The organism is Kitasatospora sp. NPDC004723 (assembly GCF_040609255.1).
Taxonomy (GTDB): domain Bacteria; phylum Actinomycetota; class Actinomycetes; order Streptomycetales; family Streptomycetaceae; genus Kitasatospora.
In genome coordinates this window covers 69,172-87,224 of record NZ_JBEXJT010000037.1, presented here as the reverse complement: position 1 = coordinate 87,224, position 18,053 = coordinate 69,172, and the positions used below count along the sequence as shown (strand labels likewise).

20 protein-coding genes and 1 pseudogene are annotated in these 18,053 nt (G+C 67.5%); 15 read left to right on the top strand and 6 right to left on the bottom strand.

Annotated features, from left to right (window positions below):
- Nucleotides 1-146: 146 nt before the first annotated feature.
- The 5 genes from ABZW10_RS28540 to ABZW10_RS28520 form a co-directional block, all read right to left on the bottom strand.
- Nucleotides 147-1,385, bottom strand: a complete 1,239-nt coding sequence (locus ABZW10_RS28540) for an acyltransferase (RefSeq protein ID WP_355371219.1) — start codon at nucleotides 1,383-1,385, stop codon at nucleotides 147-149.
- A gap of 73 nt (nucleotides 1,386-1,458) precedes the next feature.
- Complete coding sequence (locus ABZW10_RS28535) at nucleotides 1,459-2,595, bottom strand: alpha/beta hydrolase (protein WP_355371216.1); 1,137 nt, start codon at nucleotides 2,593-2,595, stop codon at nucleotides 1,459-1,461.
- Nucleotides 2,596-2,752: 157 nt separating this feature from the next.
- The gene (locus tag ABZW10_RS28530; protein ID WP_355371213.1) at nucleotides 2,753-3,427 is read right to left on the bottom strand and encodes a response regulator transcription factor; all 675 of its coding nucleotides are present in this window, start codon (nucleotides 3,425-3,427) and stop codon (nucleotides 2,753-2,755) included.
- Nucleotides 3,424-4,830, bottom strand: a complete 1,407-nt coding sequence (locus ABZW10_RS28525) for a sensor histidine kinase (protein WP_355371210.1) — start codon at nucleotides 4,828-4,830, stop codon at nucleotides 3,424-3,426. Before ABZW10_RS28525 ends, ABZW10_RS28530 begins: the two co-directional genes overlap by 4 nt.
- A 78-nt stretch (nucleotides 4,831-4,908) precedes the next feature.
- Nucleotides 4,909-5,574 carry a TetR family transcriptional regulator gene (locus ABZW10_RS28520; protein ID WP_355371207.1) on the bottom strand — a complete coding sequence of 222 codons (666 nt, stop codon included), beginning with the start codon at nucleotides 5,572-5,574 and terminating at the stop codon, nucleotides 4,909-4,911.
- 216 nt (nucleotides 5,575-5,790) lie between these two features.
- Between ABZW10_RS28520 and ABZW10_RS28515 the strand changes: the two are divergent.
- The 3 genes and pseudogenes from ABZW10_RS28515 to ABZW10_RS28505 all read left to right on the top strand — a co-directional run.
- A pseudogene (locus ABZW10_RS28515) lies at nucleotides 5,791-6,732 on the top strand (MFS transporter); the annotation flags it as partial.
- Nucleotides 6,733-7,091: 359 nt separating this feature from the next.
- A complete protein-coding gene (locus tag ABZW10_RS28510) occupies nucleotides 7,092-8,018 on the top strand; it encodes a hypothetical protein (protein WP_355371204.1) in 927 nt (308 codons plus the stop codon).
- Nucleotides 8,019-8,048: 30 nt separating this feature from the next.
- Nucleotides 8,049-8,738 carry a hypothetical protein gene (locus ABZW10_RS28505; protein ID WP_355371201.1) on the top strand — a complete coding sequence of 230 codons (690 nt, stop codon included), beginning with the start codon at nucleotides 8,049-8,051 and terminating at the stop codon, nucleotides 8,736-8,738.
- 381 nt (nucleotides 8,739-9,119) lie between these two features.
- Here ABZW10_RS28505 and ABZW10_RS28500 read toward each other — a convergent pair whose 3' ends face one another.
- A complete protein-coding gene (locus tag ABZW10_RS28500; RefSeq protein ID WP_355371198.1) occupies nucleotides 9,120-9,251 on the bottom strand; it encodes a hypothetical protein in 132 nt (43 codons plus the stop codon).
- A 2,550-nt stretch (nucleotides 9,252-11,801) separates the two neighbouring features.
- On the opposite strand from ABZW10_RS28500, the gene ABZW10_RS28495 reads away from it, so the two are divergent.
- From ABZW10_RS28495 to ABZW10_RS28440, 12 genes are all read left to right on the top strand, one after another.
- Complete coding sequence (locus ABZW10_RS28495; RefSeq protein ID WP_355371195.1) at nucleotides 11,802-12,212, top strand: hypothetical protein; 411 nt, start codon at nucleotides 11,802-11,804, stop codon at nucleotides 12,210-12,212.
- A gap of 1 nt (nucleotide 12,213) precedes the next feature.
- Nucleotides 12,214-12,414, top strand: coding sequence for a hypothetical protein (locus tag ABZW10_RS28490; protein WP_355371192.1), 201 nt, complete (start codon nucleotides 12,214-12,216; stop codon nucleotides 12,412-12,414).
- An 8-nt stretch (nucleotides 12,415-12,422) separates the two neighbouring features.
- Nucleotides 12,423-12,752 carry a hypothetical protein gene (locus ABZW10_RS28485; RefSeq protein WP_355371189.1) on the top strand — a complete coding sequence of 110 codons (330 nt, stop codon included), beginning with the start codon at nucleotides 12,423-12,425 and terminating at the stop codon, nucleotides 12,750-12,752.
- 260 nt (nucleotides 12,753-13,012) lie between these two features.
- Nucleotides 13,013-13,363, top strand: coding sequence for a hypothetical protein (locus ABZW10_RS28480; RefSeq protein ID WP_355371187.1), 351 nt, complete (start codon nucleotides 13,013-13,015; stop codon nucleotides 13,361-13,363).
- 19 nt (nucleotides 13,364-13,382) lie between these two features.
- Entirely contained in the window at nucleotides 13,383-13,631 is a 249-nt protein-coding gene (locus ABZW10_RS28475; RefSeq protein ID WP_355371184.1) for a hypothetical protein, read from the top strand.
- Nucleotides 13,632-13,720: 89 nt separating this feature from the next.
- On the top strand, nucleotides 13,721-14,284 hold the full coding sequence (locus ABZW10_RS28470) for an antirestriction protein ArdA (RefSeq protein WP_355371181.1): 564 nt from the start codon (nucleotides 13,721-13,723) through the stop codon (nucleotides 14,282-14,284).
- Nucleotides 14,285-14,315: 31 nt separating this feature from the next.
- On the top strand, nucleotides 14,316-14,663 hold the full coding sequence (locus tag ABZW10_RS28465; protein ID WP_355371178.1) for a hypothetical protein: 348 nt from the start codon (nucleotides 14,316-14,318) through the stop codon (nucleotides 14,661-14,663).
- Nucleotides 14,664-14,940: 277 nt separating this feature from the next.
- Nucleotides 14,941-15,276, top strand: coding sequence for a histone-like nucleoid-structuring protein Lsr2 (locus tag ABZW10_RS28460; protein ID WP_355371175.1), 336 nt, complete (start codon nucleotides 14,941-14,943; stop codon nucleotides 15,274-15,276).
- Nucleotides 15,273-15,524 carry a hypothetical protein gene (locus ABZW10_RS28455; RefSeq protein WP_355371172.1) on the top strand — a complete coding sequence of 84 codons (252 nt, stop codon included), beginning with the start codon at nucleotides 15,273-15,275 and terminating at the stop codon, nucleotides 15,522-15,524. The genes ABZW10_RS28460 and ABZW10_RS28455 overlap by 4 nt, the downstream gene beginning before the upstream one ends.
- A 358-nt stretch (nucleotides 15,525-15,882) precedes the next feature.
- The gene (locus ABZW10_RS28450; RefSeq protein ID WP_355371170.1) at nucleotides 15,883-16,134 is read left to right on the top strand and encodes a hypothetical protein; all 252 of its coding nucleotides are present in this window, start codon (nucleotides 15,883-15,885) and stop codon (nucleotides 16,132-16,134) included.
- Nucleotides 16,135-16,213: 79 nt separating this feature from the next.
- Nucleotides 16,214-16,402: a hypothetical protein gene (locus tag ABZW10_RS28445; protein ID WP_355371167.1), complete on the top strand. Its 189-nt coding sequence runs from the start codon at nucleotides 16,214-16,216 to the stop codon at nucleotides 16,400-16,402.
- Between the two features lie 14 nt (nucleotides 16,403-16,416).
- Nucleotides 16,417-17,883, top strand: coding sequence for a DUF3987 domain-containing protein (locus ABZW10_RS28440; protein ID WP_355371165.1), 1,467 nt, complete (start codon nucleotides 16,417-16,419; stop codon nucleotides 17,881-17,883).
- Nucleotides 17,884-18,053 lie beyond the last annotated feature (170 nt).

The following is an 18,053-nucleotide window of genomic DNA, read 5'->3' as shown; positions in this document are numbered from 1 at the left end:
CGTTCGTCGTGCGTTGTCTTGGTGTGCGGCGTGGGGGGGCCGGCAGGGGGGTGTTGGGGGGGGGCCGGTGTCGGCTTTCGGGGGCGCGGCCCGGCGGGCCCGCCCCCGCGCGCCGCGTCGCCCGCTGCATCGCCCGCCCGGGTGCGTCAGACGACGCCCAGCGCGTACGCGGCGAAGAACGCCGCCCCCGCGCCGGCCACCGCCTTGGCCGGTCGCGACAACCCCGTCCACGGGCCGTCGAAGCGCCGGGTGAACCACCCGATCGCGACCAGCGCGGCGCCGAACAGCGGCAGCAGCGCCAGCCGCAGCGCGACCCAGCCGAGCGAGTCCGGAGCCACCGTCAGCCCCGGCACCGCGCCGAAGGCGGCGGCACCCGGCACGGCGACCGCGAGCATCGCGCTCTGGTGCCAGCAGAAGATCGTCATCGCCGAGAGGTTCACCGCCACCACGGGCAGCCAGAGCAGCGGACGGCGGGTCAGCAGCCGGCCGAGCCGATCGCGCAGCAGCACCGCGGCGCCGCACTGCACCGCGGCCAGCGCGAGCACCAGCAGGGACGGCGGGTGCGAGTTGGTGCGCTCCGCGCCCGGCACGCCGACCATCGACGCCGGGTAGTGGAAGACCAGCAGCAGCACGGCGAACAGCGCGCCGCCGCCGGCCAGCAGCAGCCGCGCCGCCGGACGGCCGAGCCGGCCCCCGGCCCAGAGCACGCCCAGCTGGTAGCCGAACAGCCAGCCCGGCAGGATGTTCAGCAGCCCGAGCCAGGACGGCAGCGACGGCGCCCACGGCCCGTACCGCAGCAGGTCGACGACGGCGACCGCGCCGAGCAGCAGACCCGCCGACCAGCCGCCCAGCCGGCGGGCGAAGGCCGCGCAGAGCGGGGTGAGCGCGGTCAGGCCCAGGTAGACCGCGATGTACCAGAGCGGCTGCACCACCAGCGTCGAGCCGGTGCGCACGGTGTCGGCGGGGACGCCGAGGTGCGGCAGCAGCGGGATCAGCAGCGCCCAGACGGCGGCCACCCCGAGCACCGGGCGCAGCAGCCGCACCACCCGGCCGCGCAGCCAGCCGGCGTGGCCGACGCCCCTGGCCCGGGCGCGTTCCAGCGAGCGGACCGCCGAGTGGCCGCCGACCAGGAAGAACACACCCAGCAACTGGAGCCCCCAGCTGAGCGGGGCGAAGAAGCCGAGGCCGGGGGAGGAGAGCGGACTGGCGTTGTGCAGGGCGCCGTCGGCGGAGCGGGTGAAGCCGCCGAGCAGCCAGTGGCCGACCGGGACGGCGAGCAGGGCGAGGGCGCGCAGGCCGTCCAGGGCGCGGTCACGGCTCTCGGGGGTGCGGGCGTCCACCTGGCGGGCGGCCCGGTGCAGCGGGGCGAGCAGGGTGGCGGTCATGACGGGGTCTCCGTTCGGCGGTGCGGCGGTACGGGGGTACGGCGGTACGGCGTTCTCGGCGGGGGAGGCCGGGTCAGCGGCCGAGGGCGAGGTCGGCGTAGGCCGCCAGCGAGGCGGTGCCCGGGGCGAAGTAGCCGGTGTGGCCGTGCGAGCCGGTGGACGGCAGCGGGCGGGCGCCGAAGGCCGGGTCGGTCGGGTCGGCGCCGTGGCCGAGACCGAACAGGCGCACGTGCGGCACGTTGCCGATCCAGTCGGAGCCGTTGCGGGCGGTGGCCCAGAGCGGGACGCGCGGGTCGAGGTCGGCGGCCGAGTCGACGCCCAGGCCCGGCGAGCCGAGCACCACCACGCCGGAGGCCTGCCGCGGGCCGGGCCGGGCGAGGCCGCAGACCACCGAGCCGTAGCTGTGGCAGAAGACCGTGGCCGGGGTGTCGGGCCGGGTGCTGACGGCGAGTCCGTCGAGCAGCCGGGTCAGCCGCTCGGCGCCGGCCGCGGCCAGCGTCTCGGTGGCGGCGTCCGGGCCGAGGCCGAGCGGGGTGGTGTAGCCGGCCCAGGCGATCACCGCGGTGCGCCCGCCGGTCGCGTCGTACAACGCCCGGGCCATGCCGACGGGGGTGCCGTACGGGTCGCCGGCGCGGTCGAAGGTGCGCAGGTCGATGTCGGAGCCGGGGACGACGACGGCGGTGCGCCGGGCGCCGGCCAGGTCGCCGAACACCTCGGCGACCTGGCCGCGGCCGCGCGGGTCGAAGGCGAGGAACCGGCGGGGGCCGCCGGGCGCGGCCGGGTCGAGCAGGGTGCGGTAGCGCTCGGCGCGCTCCCGGGCGGCGGCGTGGTCCTGCGCGGTGAGCGCCGGGTCGACGGCCCGGGCGAGGGCGCGCTCGCGCTCCTCGGCGACGGCCCGCGCGTTGGCCCGGTAGCGCAGCTCGACGGGCGCGCCGTCCAGGTTGCCGACCACCAGCGGGTGGCGGACGGCCAGGTCCTCCCGGGCGGCGGGTGCCAGCCCGGCGAAGAAGGCGGCCACCTCGGCGGGGGCGGCGGTGGCGGGGTTCGGCAGCGGCAGACCGAGGGCGGTGTCGGCGATCCAGGCGGCGGCGCCGGGCGGCGGCCCGGTCACCGCGCGCTCGCCGCCGGCGGCCCAGCCGCCCGCCCCCAGCACCGCGGCCAGGGCCAGCGCGGCGGCGGCCGCCGCGCGGCCGATCCGGTTCCTCGTCATGTCCGTTCCCTCCGTGGCCAGTTCGGCTCGACGGGAAGGACGGTAGGAACGGGACGGCCCCGCGGACATCACTCCGCGGGGCCAACTGCCGGGTGCTACCCGGGTATCAGGGGGCCTGCCCCCGGGGGAGGGCCCCACCGGGGGCCGGGGGAGCGGCTCACTGGCCCGGGGTCACCAGGCCGGACTCGTAGGCGAGCACCACCGCCTGGGCGCGGTCGCGCAGGTCGAGCTTGGCCAGGATCCGGCCGATGTGGGTCTTCACGGTCTGCTCGGCGAGGACCAGCCGGGCGGCGATCTCCTGGTTGGACAGGCCGCGGGCGATCAGCTCCAGGACCTCGGTCTCGCGCGGGGTCAGCCCGTTGAGCCGCAGTTTGGGGTCGCGCCGCTTGGCCGGCCTGGTCCGGGCGAAGTCCTCGATCAGCCGCCGGGTCACCGAGGGGGCGAGCAGCGCCTCACCGGCCGCGACCACCCGGACGGCGGCGATCAGGTCGTCCGGCGGCGCGTCCTTGAGCAGGAAGCCGCTGGCGCCGGCCCGCAGCGCGTCGTAGACGTAGTCGTCCACGTCGAAGGTGGTGAGCATCAGCACCTTGGGGCGGTGCGCGCCGGGCACGGCCGGGTCCAGCAGCCGGCGGGCCGCCTCCAGGCCGTCCATGACGGGCATCCGGACGTCCATCAGCACGACGTCCGGGTGGGTGCGGCCGCTCACCTCCAGGCCCTGCGCGCCGTCCGCGGCGTCCCCCACCACGTCGATGTCGCTCTGCGCGTTCAGCAGGGCGGCGAAGCCGGCCCGCACCATCGCCTGGTCGTCGACGATGATCACGCGGATGGTCATACGGTGCTCTCCCCGGGGGTGTCTGCGGTGCGGCCGGCGGCCCGTCCGGCTCCCTCGGACGCGGGGCCGCCCGGCCGGCTGTCGTCCGACCGAGTATCCGTCAGGCCGGCCAGCGGCAGGACGGCGGCCACCTTGAACCCGCCGTCCGGCAGCGGCCCGGTGTCCAGCCGGCCGTTCAGCAGCCGGATCCGCTCGCGCATGCCGACCAGCCCCTGGCCGGTGCCCTCGACCGAGGCCTCCAGCGACTCGCCGCGCACCGGCGGGGCCGCGTTGACCACGGTGACCAGCAGGGATCCGTCGGCGACCGCCAGCGACACCCAGGTCGCGGCGCCGGGGGCGTGCCGGACCACGTTGGCCAGCGCCTCCTGGACGATCCGGTAGACGGAGAGGCCGACGGCCGGCGGCAGCGGGTCACCGGCCAGCTCCGGGGCGAGCGTCAGCTCGGCGGACACGCCCGCCCGGCGGACCGTGTCGACCAGCTGGGCGAGCTGACCGATGCCCGGCTGCGGCGCCTTCTCGGCGCCCGACTCCTCGCTGCGCAGCACCCCGAGCAGCCGCCGCATCTCGGCCAGCGACTCGCGCGCGGTGCCGGCGATCGCGGTGAACTCCTCGGCCGCCTCGGCCGGGACGCCGGTGATCCGGTAGGGCGCGCTGGCCGCCTGCACGGCGATCACCGACATGTGGTGGGCGACCACGTCGTGCAGCTCGCGGGCGATCCGGGCGCGCTCCTCCAGCAGGGTGCGCCGCTCGCGTTCGGCCTCGCTGATGTGTTCCTGCTCGGCGAGCAGCCGGCGGGCCTCGGCGCGTTCGCGCAGTGCCCCGCCGACCACCAGGACGGCGCCCGCGAGGGCGGTGGCGAGCAGGCTGTTGTCGCCGCCGAAGCCGCCGGCCAGACCGACGACGGACAGCGTCAGGCTCGCCGCGGCGGTGACCAGCCAGACCGCGACCAGGGTGCGCCGGGACTCGCGCAGGGCGAGCGGCAGCATCAGCAGGAGGTAGCCGACGATGCCGGGCGGCGGCCACGGCCAGGGGCCGTCGACCCCGGAGGCGGTGGCGCCGCGGCCGGTGGAGAGGATCAGCAGCGAGGCCAGCAGGGCGCCGCCGCCGGCCATCCACCAGGCGGGCAGCGGCCGGGTGACGGCGAGCAGCAGCGGCGCGGTCTGGGTGACCGCGAGGGCGGCGGCCAGACCCGTGGAGACCCCGTAGTCGTTGACCAGCACGTTGATGCCGGTCGGCAGCAGTGCGACGGTCGCGGCCGCGGCGAGGACGTACGGCAGGAGGCGGACCCAGCGGCGGGTGGCCTGGGCGAGCAGCGGGGTGTGGTCGGGGGAGGGGCGGGTGAGCGGGGCGAGCAGCGTGCGCACCGGACCGCCCGGGGCCGGCCCGGTGGGTGGCTTGGGCATCCGGCCAGCCTAGGGAGGTACGGCGCGGCCGGCGTCCCCCTCGGGTCCGGTCCTCGGTGTAGTACCCGGGTATGAGGGTCAGGCTCTCCAGTCGCCGGTCAGGGCCGGGGCGAGCAGGTCCAGGTGGCGGTTGATCAGCGCGATCATGCCCTCCGGCCCGGTGTCCTCCTGGTCGGCGCTCCAGGACAGGTGCGCGGCGCGCAGCACGCCGCCGAAGGCCGCCGCGAGCACGGCGGGGCGCAGGTCCTCGGCCGGGTCGACGCCCTCGCGCTCGGCGATGATCCCGACCAGCAGCCGCTCCTGCTCGGTGACCCGGCGCAGATGGGCGGCGAGCAGGGTGGGGGTGTTCTCGATCATCCGGATCAGCTCCAGCGCGGCCGTCACCGAGCAGGGCCCGGTGTCCCGGCCGGCGCCGCGCTCGCGCCAGGAGCCGACGATCGCGGCGCGCAGCGCCTGCAGCGGGGTCTCCTCGGCGGGGCGGGCCCGCAGCTGCTCGATGAAGTGGTCCTCGGCCTCGGCGAGGACGGCGAGGGCGACCTCGTCCTTGTTGGCGAAGTAGCGGAAGAAGGTGCGCTGCGAGACGTCGACGGCGGCGGCGATCTCGTCGACGGTGGTGCGGGCGAAGCCCTGGCCGAGGAAGAGCCGGTGGGCCGCCTCGATGAGGGCGTCCCGGGTGCGCTGCTTCTTCCGGGCGCGCAGTCCGGGCTCCTGGACGGGGGCGGGGGAAGCGGGCTGAGCGGCCATGGCGCGGGCCTTCCGGACGGTGATCGGGCTGGTGCTGTGGAGGCTACTGTAGCGATCTGACAAATGGCAGACGCACGCAGAAGTCAGCGTTTGCCGAATGTCAGTGACTGACATAATGTCCCTGGGTGGCGCCCTCAGGCCGGGCAACTCGTGGGGACGGGTGGGCCGGGGCGCCACTTCCATGTCCGCTCGCAGCCAGCCCCCCGGAGGGCCCAGATGAGCCAGTCCCTGACCAAGAGCGCCACGGCGGACGCATCGCCGCCGGGCACGTCACCGGGCGGGAGGAGCCTCCAGGGGCACCCCTGGCTGACCCTGCTCACCGTCGCCGTCGGCGTGATGATGGTCGCCCTGGACGGCACGATCGTCGCGATCGCCAACCCGGTCATCCAGGCCGACCTCAAGGCCGCGCCCTCCGAGATCCAGTGGGTGACCAGCGGCTACCTGCTGGCCCTGGCGGTCTTCCTGATCACCGCCGGCAAGATCGGCGACCGGTTCGGCCACAAGACCACCTTCCTGGTCGGCGCGGTCGGCTTCGCCGCCACCTCGGCGGCGATCGGCTTCGCCGGGAACATCCAGACGGTGATCTTCTTCCGCGTCCTGCAGGGCCTGTTCGGCGCGCTGCTCCAGCCGGCCGCGCTCGGCCTGCTGCGCGGGGCCTTCCCGGCCGAGAAGCTCAACATGGCGATCGGCATCTGGGGCGGCGTCATCGGGGCCTCCACCGCGGCCGGCCCGATCGTCGGCGGCCTGCTGGTCGAGCACGTCAACTGGGAGTCGGTGTTCTACATCAACATCCCGGTCGGCCTGATCGCGCTGGCCCTCGGCCTGTGGATCCTGCGGGACGTGCGGTCCGAGAACGTCGCCAAGTCCTTCGACATCCCCGGCATCGTGCTGCTCTCGGCGGCGATGTTCGCGCTGGTCTTCGGCATCATCAAGGCCCCCGAGTGGGGTTGGGGCGACGTCTCCACGGTGGTCTTCCTCGGCGGCGCGGTGCTGCTGATGACCGCCTTCGCGTTCTGGCAGCGGGTCGCCAAGGAGCCGCTGATCCCGCTCAGCCTGTTCCGCTCGGTGCCGCTGTCGGCCGGCACCCTGCTGATGGTGCTGATGGCCTTCGCGTTCTTCGGCGCGATCTTCTTCGTCACCTTCTACCTGCAAAAAGTCACTCAGGCAAAATCCTCTGACCTGCGTGGATGGGCAGTGGCATGACCACGGAGCCACTGTCAGTGATACATGCGTTACTCATGCAGCTCACAGAGAGTCAGCGGGCCGAAGTGCTCGCCACCCTTGGAACCAGGCGCCTACCCGACAGGGAGGCGCCTACGTCGCGTTCGGACGAGGTCACCCCGCTGCCGAGTCGCAGGCCAGCGGGACGCATCCGGACCGAGGTCGAGTGGGTGTAGCGCTGGACCGGAGGCCGAGTGATCGTGTTACGGTTCCCCAGTAGCAAATAACCGCTACCCGCACAGTTGACCCCGGCGGCGCGCCAACGCCCCGGGGTCCGACACGAAGAGGACGTCTCCGTGCAGATTCAGCGTACCCGGCATGACCGGGCCTTCATCGTCCTGCCCAACTACATAGTTCAGGACCCCTCCCTGTCCCTCACGGCCCGTGGACTGCTGGGCCTTCTCCTTAGCCAGCCCGACCACACGGCCGAGACGGTCAAGTCCCTCACCGAGGACGCCCCTGAAGGGCAGCAGCGAGTCACCGGGGCCATGAGGGAGCTCCAGGCCGCCGGCTATGTCCGGTGCGACAAGGCGCAGAACGACCGGGGCCACTGGTCCACGCACGTGACCGTGTCGGATGTCCCGATGACCGAGGAGCCGAAGAACGAAGACCCGCAGGCCGGGGGACAGGAGTGCCGGAGCTTCGGGCCTAACCCGATGGGAAAGAACCGGGAAAAGAACCCTCCCGTCCCTACCCCTGTCGACGAGGCTGAGGCCGCGCCGGCGGCCGAGGTCGAGGGTGGGCAGGGAGATGGCCACCAGGAGCAGGACCAGACCACGGCTGAAGCCGTGGCTGTCCTGACCGGTGTTGGTCGCGTGGAACGCCGCCTGCGCCTGGGTGTCCCCGAGATGCTGAAGCTGGCCCCACTCGCCGTCGAGTGGCTGTCCCGTGGTGCCACCGAGGCTGAGATCCGGGACGCCTTGATTTCCGGCCTGCCTGCCAAGATCCGGTCTGCTTCCCACGTGATCGAGTGGCGTCTCACGCACAAGATCCCGCCGGTTCCTGCCCCCGTCGAGCCGGTTGTCCCCCTGGCCGAGTGCGGCCAGTGCCGGGGGCCGCTGCCCCGTGGCCAGGAGGCCGGAATCTGTGGCCCGTGCGCTGGGGTGGCCCCGCGCAACGTGGCGCCGGCCGACAGCCTTGATTGGCGTCACAGCAGGACCCGCCCGGGTCTGGTGTCCCCGTCCGCTGGCCGTGCGCGCGTTCGCGCTGCCCTCGGCTTCTGACTTCCGATCCTGGCCTGAGAGGGGACACCCATGTCCACCGTGTCTGTTGACCTGCCCTGGTTCGCGAAGGCGACAAGGAAATTTGGCGCACCGGCCGCCTTTGCTGCGGCGCTGATCATGTCCGTCCCGGGCGAAATCCACCTCGCCACGGTGGCCGGGTGGAGCGGTGCCTTCGCGGCACTGATGCCGGTTTGTGTCTCGGTCTACGCGGCCAGCGCGGCCGTAATGGCCGACGTGGCCAGGCGTTTCGACCTGCCGGGGAAGACTTCCGCTCAGGTCGGTGCTGTCCTCGCGCTGATCCTGGCCATCCTGGCGCAGGACATATCCCACCTTATCCAGCTGGACTACATGCGCTCTTCGGCTGTCCTGGTCGCCGCTGTCTCGGCCATTCCGGGGCTGGTCGTGGCTCACCTGTTGCACATGGGCCGTGGCCCACGTGAGACGGCCATTGAGGTGGAAGCGCCCGATGTCCCCGAGCCCGACGAGGACCAGGAGGACGGACAGCTCTCCCTGATCGACATGGAGACAGGGAGGCCGCGGCGAGGGAAGCGCGGAAGGCCGGCGGTGGCCCCGGAGCTGGTCCAGGCCGCTGCTAAGGAGTTGCAGGCCCGAGGCGAGAAGGTCACCGGGGCCGCCCTGGGTGATGCTCTCGGGCTGTCCCGCCGAACCGGGGCGAGGTACCTGGGCAAGCTGACCCACCCGGAGGCGGAGACGGGCTGACAGGCCGGAAATGCAAGAGGCCCCCTCGGAGGACTGAGGGGGCCTGGGCGTGACACTCCTGTGGCCACACGGCAATGGGTCGAATCACTGCCGGGGCCGAGCCTAGTCGAGAAGCGCCAGCCCCGGGGTCTGTCCCCGGGGCTGGCTACCTGCATCTGGGTGACGAGGAGCCTCCCAAACATCGGTGCACACGGGCACCCTACCGGCTCCTGGCCCTCTCAGTGGAAGTGCCCAGATGGCACCCTTCGCGGGGTGCCTTTTGGCGTTTGGTGACCACTTCTGCCGGGGCATATAGGACCCCCGGCAATAAAGATGTATGTGTCAACGAGGCCAGGAATGGGACGTTGCCGAGGAAAGAGTGAGGCACCTCACCCCCTGGGCTCAGTCTTCGTCGTCTTCCCGGCAGGGCAGCCCGGCCGGCTCCATGTAGTCCAGGTCATCGCACCGGCAGTCGTCTCCCTCGGGGGCGAAGCACGCCGAGTGGTGCCAATCATCCTGTTCCTGCTGCTCCACGTCGTTTCCCTCTCGAAAGGCCTGAATCCCGACTCGGGTCGGCCTTCAGAGTGGCCGAGCAAGCTGTCAACACGCAAATACAGTCCGTTAGTTGGGCGTTAGCGGCCTCTCTGGCCGCCGTGGTAAGCGCTGGGCAGTCTCCGAGGCCTCCAATTCATTCATTCAGCAGGTGGCCGGGCCCGCGGAAGGGCCTCCGACGGCCCGAAGACGCCTCCGACACTCCGTGAAGGCTCTCCAGAGGCTCCAGGAAGCCACAGAAGGCCACCAGAGCGACCCAGAAGAGCGTTCCAGTCACCCGAGAACCCTCCAGGCCGGGAGAGGCCGGCCAAGCCCCCTCCGAAGACCTCGCTCCATCCTCACTGTGAGTGGCCATCGAGGGCCGATCGGCCGGTACAAGCGACTTGCGATGAGTGAATAAACGTGCTGGGGCGAAAACTTTAAAACCCGTACAGCGTCGAAGGAAGGCACCCCCGGTGGGTCCTGTGTGCGTGTATGCATGTATTACCCCCGGGTACACATCACAGGCGATCACGAATGAATCAATGCTCTGACCAGGCAATTCATTCACGCGGGCACACATGTGACGACACGTCAGGGGATGACATGCCTGGAGAGGTCTAGACCACAGGGGATTCACTGACGAGAGATCAGATGCACACATGATGGGTCATCAGGTAAGCGCTTGCATGTCCGATTCGATACGTAATGCCTGATTCATGCCTGGCCGTGTCATGCGCATGAATGTGATCATTGTGTGTGGCTCAATGGGAGAACTAGCGCTCACAAGTTGCACATCTCGTGTAGGCCATAACGAGCAGATCACGGAATGGGCTCTCACTGATAACAGAATATGGCTACTCTACGTAGTGTTTCATGCACTGAACTAAAAGCCGGCTCCAAAAGTGTCCGTTTTAGGCTATTGACATTCGTGAAATCCATGCTAAAGGGCATTTCGCCTCTCCCCTATATGCATAGAGAGGTCCCTTTCGGCACTGTGGGTGATTGAGTGATTACGTACCCTCATTTCTGGCATGAGCATTGCGGGTTGCTTGCTACTGGGGAAGTGCCTAACGTTCTCGGTGTCGGAACGAGCGACACCGAAAGGCCCGGCCAGGAAGTACCGCCCCAGAAGGGGCAAGGGAAACCGGCTGAAAGGCAAGTAGGGGAGTCGGTCCGGCGGAGAGTGAAAACGCCTCTCCCAAGCGCACAGCGGACCGGAGCGATACCTAGCACGCAACGGCTTTCCGGGTTCGGTGCTGGTGGTTATGAGCCACCCATCGGGCTACAACAGGGAGGACGGGAAAACAGCGCCAAGGGTCGTAAAGGGATCGAAGTACCTTGACAACAGCAAAGGGGCTATCAGTGGCCATTGTGGGCCGCATGCTTCCGGTATCCAAATAGAGGCCGGTGAAACCACCAGCGCATGCACTGGCAGGTCACTACACAGAAAGGCCGTGAGGACCGTTATGCGTGCGGGACTGCGTTGGCAGGCCAGAGAACCCTAGGACCAGGCTCAGAGAGCGTTTAGCAGGCGCTCACGGAGTCTGGCACCGTCAGCCGAAACGATCCTATGTGCTGCGAAGACCCCGAAAGGGCGAGCAAACGGGGCAGACACGCGACTGACGTAAAACCCATGACTGTGCAGTGACCACGCGACGACCAATGCATTGATCCCAGAATGAAAGGACTGGGGAGCGAGCGGGATGCACAGTCAAAGCGCGGCAGGGAGCGCTAAAACCACCCTGTAGGGCCGGGAAGGGTCAAGCCTGACCGGCTCTCTATGTGCCCCGTAGGAGGGGTGCAGAACCTCAAACACCGACCAAAGGAGGAATGGTGTCCGAGACCCTTATCAAGACCCCGTGTGGGTGTGTCGTGCGGGGAAATCGCCACACCTGGGAATACCGGCTGTACGCCGTGGAGATCCGCAATAGGTATGGGACCGTTCTCAGGACGGTGGAAATGCCGGCAAACGACGACACCCATGCCGAATTCAAGGTGCAGCAGCGTGGATTTGCGAGGGGCGCGCGTTTTCATCCGGCTAGCTGGACTTACCACGCCATCGGTTCCTCAAATGTGCGTGTCGAGTGCTGCACCGACGCACGGCCCTGCCACGGGTGCATGAACCGGATCATTGACGGCCTCCACTAGGCCTCTTTTTTTGCCCCCTTATTTGCTACTGGGGATCTAGTTGCAGGTCGGGCAATGGGCGAGCGTGCCTAGTCATTCACGGCCCCGCTGGCCGTGGGTGGCTAAGTCCGGTCGGTCGATCGGCGTTATCGGTGGGAGAAATCATGGCGCGTGAATTCCGCGTGTGGAACGAGGTCGGTGATCTGTTCGGAGTGCATCGCACTTGGGAGAGGGCCGAGGCGACGGCAGAGAAGGCCCGCAAGGAATGCGCGGGGTACTGCGAGACGGACGGGGAGGAAGGGACCCCGAGAAGGGGTGACTTCCGGTGCGGCGTACTTAGCCCGCACGGGATTTCCATTCAGGTGGTCGACGGCGGATACGACGTCACCGGGCACATCTACTAGTCAGATAGGGGAATGAATTATGTCTGAGCTGCCGATCCGGTGGGTCAAGGGAATGTGCATGGGCACGGAGTGCCCGGAGAAGGCGACGATACAGCTGATCAACGCCAGTGGAATGAGTTCGGATTGGTGCGCCGAATGCACTCTCCGAGGCAACACGGAAGGCCTCAAGTTCCGCCCCTACCCGACGAAGATGCCCATTAGCGAGCGCGAGCTTTGCGCGTGGGGGATTCAGGCGAGCCAGCGATACGAGGCGCATGACCGCTTTATTAATGGGTCTTGGTACCGATTTGTGGTGCGTACCGATCTGTGGGAGCTGCAAAATCGGCGAGGAATTGAAGTGAGTCGTGTTGTCGGAATTGATGACGACGGGGGGCAGGTGCTGGAAAAGGTGCACCAGTTTGGGCGTCCGGTTACCCGGTGGGGGTTCTGAGATGAGCAGTGAAACCCGTGTCCGTGAATGGTGGGAGTACAGCAGGGCGGAATTCTCGCAAGAGGATGCCCACAAGCACGCGAATGCTCAGGCTCGCTACCGCCGGGAAATCTGCAAGTGGCAGGAGCGCGGGCAGCTCGACCTGTTCTCGGGTGAGCCCACCCAGTCCGTTGATGAGCTGATCACCCTTATGGGCCTCTGATTCCCGAAATGGAGAACACAATGACTAAGCATGCGTTCCTGATTCGAGCCCTCTCGATCGCCTCTCTGATGTGCATGTTCGGCTCGGGATACCTGTTCGGCGCGTCCGACACTACTCCTGAGAACAAGCCTGGCGTGTCCCGAGGGCACGTCTACGGCGAGGGGTTCGCCGATTCCAAGGCTGAGGATTGCGACAGGGGATTTCAGCCCGCCTGTGAGTGGTTCAAGGATGCCCCGGATGAGGCTGTGGCCCAGTTCAACGACGGTTTCAGCGAAGCACAGCGGGACAACTGCGAAAAGGGATTCCAGCCTGCCTGTGAGTGGTTCTCCCGCCCCTGAGTGACGCGCTTTGGTCGGGGCCGGTAATCCGGCCCCGGTCATGGCCTGTCAGTCCCTTTCCTTCCCCCCTGTCGCCTCTGGAGGCGCAATGTACGTCGCCCACATCGGACCCGCTTGGCACCGCGTCTTTAACGACTACGCGGAAGCTGTCGCGTACGCGGCCTCTTACGGTCTCCCGTCCGTGTTCGTGGAGCTGAACCTTTACAAGAACCGGTATCGCAACCGCGCTCGCTAATTGCTTTCGCCCGTAACCACTCCCAATGAAAGGCACCATCATGCGCAACCTTGTCCGTCGATTCCTTGCCCGTCGGGGCTACGTCAAGACGACCTCTATCACCGCAATCACGTCCGAGCAGTTGCGGGCGGCCGAAGCATTTGTGGAGAGCTGGACGGATTCCGGTCTCGCTTCCTCTCTGATTCATGACTACACCCGCACTTTGGATTGCTCGGAAGCTGAAACTTACGCTGGCGTGTTCCGCGCATTCGGCTACCACGCACTGGCCGAGGACATCATTCTCGACCACACGGAATACGACGAGTGCGGAGATGATCACCACATTTGCGATGGCGATTGCGAGGATGACAGCGAGACGTTCGTGCTGTCGGCCTGAAACCTAGGGAGCCTAGCCAATGAAGATTCAGAAGCCTTACACGGTCATATTCGACTGGACCGAGGCATGCCTAGAGTCGCTGAAGTGGGACCCCAACTACCCGGACCCCGAGGCCCCGGTGTACTTGGTGTGGGCGGACAATCCGAATGACGCCAGCGATATCGGGGACGAAAAGGTGCTCGAAGAGTACGGCCCGACGGCACCTGTCGATCTGAAACATGTTGTCGTCCTGAGGGGCCACGCCGAACCTTTCCGCGACTTCGACTGACCCGCTTTGCTCCGGGCCGCCCTGATCGCCAGGGCGGCCCTTTGCATGGCCTGTCAGCCAGCAGGGCCCGCTGATATAAGGAGGAACCAATGGCGGACACGCTTACGCCACGTATCTACGTTGCCAGCCTCACGGACTACAACTCGGGAGAACTCCACGGTAAGTGGATTGATGCCGACCAGAGTGCTGACGAAATCATGGCAGAAGTCCAAGAGATGCTTGCTGCCTCTCCCGCAGCCGCGCAATACGGCGAGATAGCCGAGGAATGGGCTATCCACGATTACGACGAATTCGGTGGGATCGTCATTGGTGAGTGGGACAGCTTCGAGCGTATCGAGTTGATCGCGGAAGCGATCACCAAGTGGCCGCCTCTTGTCGTTAAGCATTTCCTGGATAACGACTACTCGCTCGCCGAAATCCACGAGACGATCGGGGATCTCTACATGGGTGACTACGACGGGAGCGACGAGGTTTCGGCGGTCGCGAACATGCTTTGGGAAGGGCTTGACGAACGGGAGGACATCCCCGAGGACATCCGTCCGCACATTGGCGCTATCGCCCGGAGTATGGCGGTGGACGAAATACAGGGTGGTGGATACACGACCGTCTACGCCGGTGATGGTGCCCATCACATCCTGAGTGCCGACAGCTAATCGAGAAAGGTAAGTTGAAATGCGTTGGATCATGACGCTCGCTGAGCACACCATGCCGGATGTCCCGGAGTACTCGGAGTCTCAGGCGCCGGATAGGGCGCGCGCTGTCGCGCTGGTGGACGACTTCACGGCCCTCTTCTCCGTACTCAAGGAGTGGGGACGCGTCTTCCCCGGCCCGATTACGGGGTGGGCGACGCAGACCGCCGCGACTGACCTTGAGCACCTTCCCGCTGAGCTGCTGAGTGGGTGGGAAGAGGAGCACGGTACGGATCTCCGCCTCTCGCTGGAGCTCGGCGGGAGGGTGCGGGTGGCCGACTACCGGGGGCCCGACATGGACCGGAGCTTGGCGGCGTCGGCCGATGTGATCGTTCGCGCCTAGTCGCTTGCGTGACCACCAGAACCCCGGCCTGGTGGCCGGCCTCGGGCTTCTGGTGGTCGCGTTGGCCACTAGACGAGAGGCACGGTCAAATGCCCTACCCGGACAACTACGAGGGCGGTTGCTCTAACAACTGCGGTCGAGAGGCAACCCATTGGGTCGGAATCGCACGGTTCGGGGAACCGTTTTTTGCCAGATACCCGCAGTGCAAGCCGTGCGCTGACGAGATGGTTTCTAACCCGGCTATGGGCGCCACCTCGAAGCCGATTCGGAGGCGGTAATGCCGACGGATGACGAAGTGCGCGCGTTCATGGTCGAGGTCGGATTGCGTGATGCCAATAGCACCTCAGAAGTAACGCCCCCGGAAGTCCGCTACTTCCAGATCTACAAGCCCTCCCACGACGCCCGAAAAGCCAAGGAGACGGCTGCCCGGGAGCTGATGGAAGAGGGGCGGGAGCGGGCCAAGGAGTCCCGCCAGCGCGCGGAACATCACGATCGCCATATGCGGCTCTGCCGCGAGTGGGGCAACGCGAACGGATTCACGGTGGGGACGCGTGGGGCCATCCCTAAGGCTGTGCGCGCGGCATACAAGGAAGCGACAGGAGTAGAGCTTTGAGCATGATCAAGCGGTATTCGCAGGATGCGGACACGGTGGAGATAAAGGCGGTCGCGGTCGCCCGAGTTGAGGACTCCCGGGCCTGCCTGGCGGCGCTGGCAGAGCTCTTCCAGGAATGCGGCAGGCTCGCCGCCGAGTACCCCGACCCCGCACGGGTCGCCGAAATGCTGGTTGAGGACGTTACCGAGACGTTCCAGGCGGAGCGGTGGAACATCCGTCACCAGCTCGCCGGGCAGGTGGCCGCGTGAGCCTTCGTGAGCCTCACCCGATATTCGGTCGGGTGGTTCTGGTGCCGGATTTGAAGACGTCGACGCCTTACATGTGGCAGGAATTCCTCCTGGGGTTCCTGCCACTTTGCATTGCGGACCTCAAGGCCAAGTCCCCGGCCGAATTCGAGGCCATACGGAAGCGCTCACTTGAACAGATCGCCTCACACGGAGACGTAGCCCAGTTCGGAGGTAAAGGCAGCAGGGAAGCGCGGGTGGGCCTGGCTCAGGGTCTCGCAATCCTGGCCTTCGCCGATGGTGGAGTCACTGCCCTGGGGATTCACGCCTGCGTCAGCGCTCATGAGGGATGCCCGGGAAACACGGAGAAGGAGAACTAGAGATGACCAAAGCCATTGTCACCTTGCAGATCAACAACGCCTATACGGATGGCTTCACGGCCGATACCACCGTGATCACGAAGGTCCCCGTCCCGGTGCCTGAAGAGGGCACCGATGAGAGGATCGATTGGGAATGCGAATACCTCCTCCCTCACACCGGAGTGGGGCGAAGCGGTGATGCGTTCTACACGGTCGAGATAACCGAATCCAGCGCGATCGGGTTGGTTGGGATCGTGGCCGAGTTCGGCGGGTAACTGCGGTTGATTTTGGTGGAGGCCGGGCCCTGGTGGTCCGGCCTTTGCCATGAACACCCGGACAAAAGGAGAAGCAAGCATGGCCAAAAAGATAGTTACGACGTTGGAGTGCGACGCCTGCGCAAAGAAGGGGGAGGAGGTAATCGCGGTGATGCAGTTGACCATCGGTCCCGACGAATACCACCTTTGCGAGATACACGGGGAGAAGTTCCGTGGCCTTCTCGCCGAAGCACTCGGCGGCACCGCCGCCACCGCTCAGAGCGCGTGAGAGAGGAACAGGAAATGAGTAACACCAGCACCTTTGAGGCGATGAAGTTCGGCCCCCTGGGGGACGCCGTGGCGGCGGCTATGCCCACCAGCGAGGCCGACCCGATCGGGGTGTGGGCGGCGGCCCTCTCGATGTACTCGGCTGCCATCAGCCGCACCGTCCGGCTGGACAACAACCGGCCCGTGGTCGTCTGGACGGTCCTGGCCGGCCGCTCCGGGGTCGGTCGAAAGGGATACGCGCTTTTCACCGCCAAGACCTTTATGGGTCAGGTGATCGGCGGATTCATCGACACCCGCACGCGGGACGGTATCTCGTCCGGCCCTTCGCTGGTCGACATGCTCAACAAATTCGAGCTGGAGACCAGCGGTCAGCCGGACGGAATCGACGGTCGGGCCATGCTGGTGGAGGAGGAATGGGCGAGCGTCCTTAAGCGGCAGAAGCGCTGCCCCAACTTCTCGACGCTCTTCCGGACCGCATGGGACGGCAAGACCATCAGCAACCGTACGAAGAAGGAAGTCCAGGCGGTTAACCGCCCGTTGCTGGGATTCCACGCCCACATCACGCCCGGGGAATGGGCGCGATACGTGAGCTCCAGTGAGGCGCTGGGAGGCTCCTATAACCGGCTTCTTCCGGTGCTGGTCGAGCGCTCAAAAATGCTGTCCTACACGAATCGCCCGGCGGTGGTGGATGTGAAGGCGCTTAAGGCGGCTTTCGCGTGGGCCACTTCCGAATCCCGCGTCATTGGGTTCGACCGGTCGGCCGGCCAGAGGTACGACGAGATTCGGGCCGAGGTCGAGGACAAGATGGCCGAGCTGCCCGAGCTGCTGTCGTCCTACATGGAACGGGCGGCGGAACAGGTCCACCGGATCGCGGCCGTGCTTACCGCCACCACGCGGAAGACGAAGATCAGCCGGAAGGCTGTGGATGCCGCCTGGGCCTTCGTGAGCTACAGCATGGCGTCCGTCGAGAAGCTGGTCCGCGAGGCGGCCGACCAGGCCATGAAGCCCGTGAAGAGTACGGCTGAGCTGGTGCGTGCGGTCCTTGAGCGGTACGAGGGTGAGGCGTCCAGCACGGTCCTCCTGCGAGCCCTGGGAAGCCGTGTCACGGCGGCCTCGGTGCGGACGGCGGTCGAGCAGGCACCCGACTTGGAGATGGAGACGGTGAAGACGGGAGGCCGCGGGGCGCCCCGCATCATGTACCGCCTGATCGAACCCGAGGCGTCGACCGTGGTCCAGGAGCCCGAGGTTCCGACCGCTCCGGCGGTGACGGAAGCCGAGCCCATCCAGCGGCCGGCACGGAGGCCGAGAAAGGCGGTCGGCTCGGTTGAGCGGCCGGCCGGGAAGCCGACACTCCGTGTCGTCGGATCGAGTCCGGCCCCGAAGAAGACGGCCACCAGGCCCAAGTCCAAGGCGAAGGCGAAGAAGCTGGTGCCCTCGGTGGCCGCTCCGGCTAGCCCGAACCCGTTCCTCGCCCTGCTGTGAAGCACACACTCCGAGGACGCCCGCAAGGGCATCTGCAATGCACCGAATGCCGGGCCGGATTCCTGAATCAGGAGTCCGCCCGGCGTTCGCGCCAGCCCTGTTACGAAGAGCCGTTGCCGCATGGGCACCGATACGACCGAGAGCACGTCGTTTACCCGACCTGGTACGAC

Bases quoted from the DNA above. Each gene is read 5' to 3' on its own strand.
- ABZW10_RS28530 (WP_355371213.1), bottom strand. From the start codon at position 3,427: ATGACCATCCGCGTGATCATCGTCGACGACCAGGCGATGGTGCGGGCC.
- ABZW10_RS28535 (WP_355371216.1), bottom strand. From the start codon at position 2,595: ATGACGAGGAACCGGATCGGCCGCGCGGCGGCCGCCGCCGCGCTGGCC.
- ABZW10_RS28480 (WP_355371187.1), top strand. From the start codon at position 13,013: ATGAAAGGCACCATCATGCGCAACCTTGTCCGTCGATTCCTTGCCCGT.
- ABZW10_RS28460 (WP_355371175.1), top strand. From the start codon at position 14,941: ATGCCGACGGATGACGAAGTGCGCGCGTTCATGGTCGAGGTCGGATTG.
- ABZW10_RS28465 (WP_355371178.1), top strand. From the start codon at position 14,316: ATGACGCTCGCTGAGCACACCATGCCGGATGTCCCGGAGTACTCGGAG.
- ABZW10_RS28525 (WP_355371210.1), bottom strand. From the start codon at position 4,830: ATGCCCAAGCCACCCACCGGGCCGGCCCCGGGCGGTCCGGTGCGCACG.
- ABZW10_RS28445 (WP_355371167.1), top strand. From the start codon at position 16,214: ATGGCCAAAAAGATAGTTACGACGTTGGAGTGCGACGCCTGCGCAAAG.
- ABZW10_RS28490 (WP_355371192.1), top strand. From the start codon at position 12,214: ATGAGCAGTGAAACCCGTGTCCGTGAATGGTGGGAGTACAGCAGGGCG.
- ABZW10_RS28475 (WP_355371184.1), top strand. From the start codon at position 13,383: ATGAAGATTCAGAAGCCTTACACGGTCATATTCGACTGGACCGAGGCA.
- ABZW10_RS28450 (WP_355371170.1), top strand. From the start codon at position 15,883: ATGACCAAAGCCATTGTCACCTTGCAGATCAACAACGCCTATACGGAT.
- ABZW10_RS28495 (WP_355371195.1), top strand. From the start codon at position 11,802: ATGTCTGAGCTGCCGATCCGGTGGGTCAAGGGAATGTGCATGGGCACG.
- ABZW10_RS28440 (WP_355371165.1), top strand. From the start codon at position 16,417: ATGAGTAACACCAGCACCTTTGAGGCGATGAAGTTCGGCCCCCTGGGG.
- ABZW10_RS28505 (WP_355371201.1), top strand. From the start codon at position 8,049: ATGTCCACCGTGTCTGTTGACCTGCCCTGGTTCGCGAAGGCGACAAGG.
- ABZW10_RS28485 (WP_355371189.1), top strand. From the start codon at position 12,423: ATGGAGAACACAATGACTAAGCATGCGTTCCTGATTCGAGCCCTCTCG.
- ABZW10_RS28470 (WP_355371181.1), top strand. From the start codon at position 13,721: ATGGCGGACACGCTTACGCCACGTATCTACGTTGCCAGCCTCACGGAC.
- ABZW10_RS28540 (WP_355371219.1), bottom strand. From the start codon at position 1,385: ATGACCGCCACCCTGCTCGCCCCGCTGCACCGGGCCGCCCGCCAGGTG.
- ABZW10_RS28520 (WP_355371207.1), bottom strand. From the start codon at position 5,574: ATGGCCGCTCAGCCCGCTTCCCCCGCCCCCGTCCAGGAGCCCGGACTG.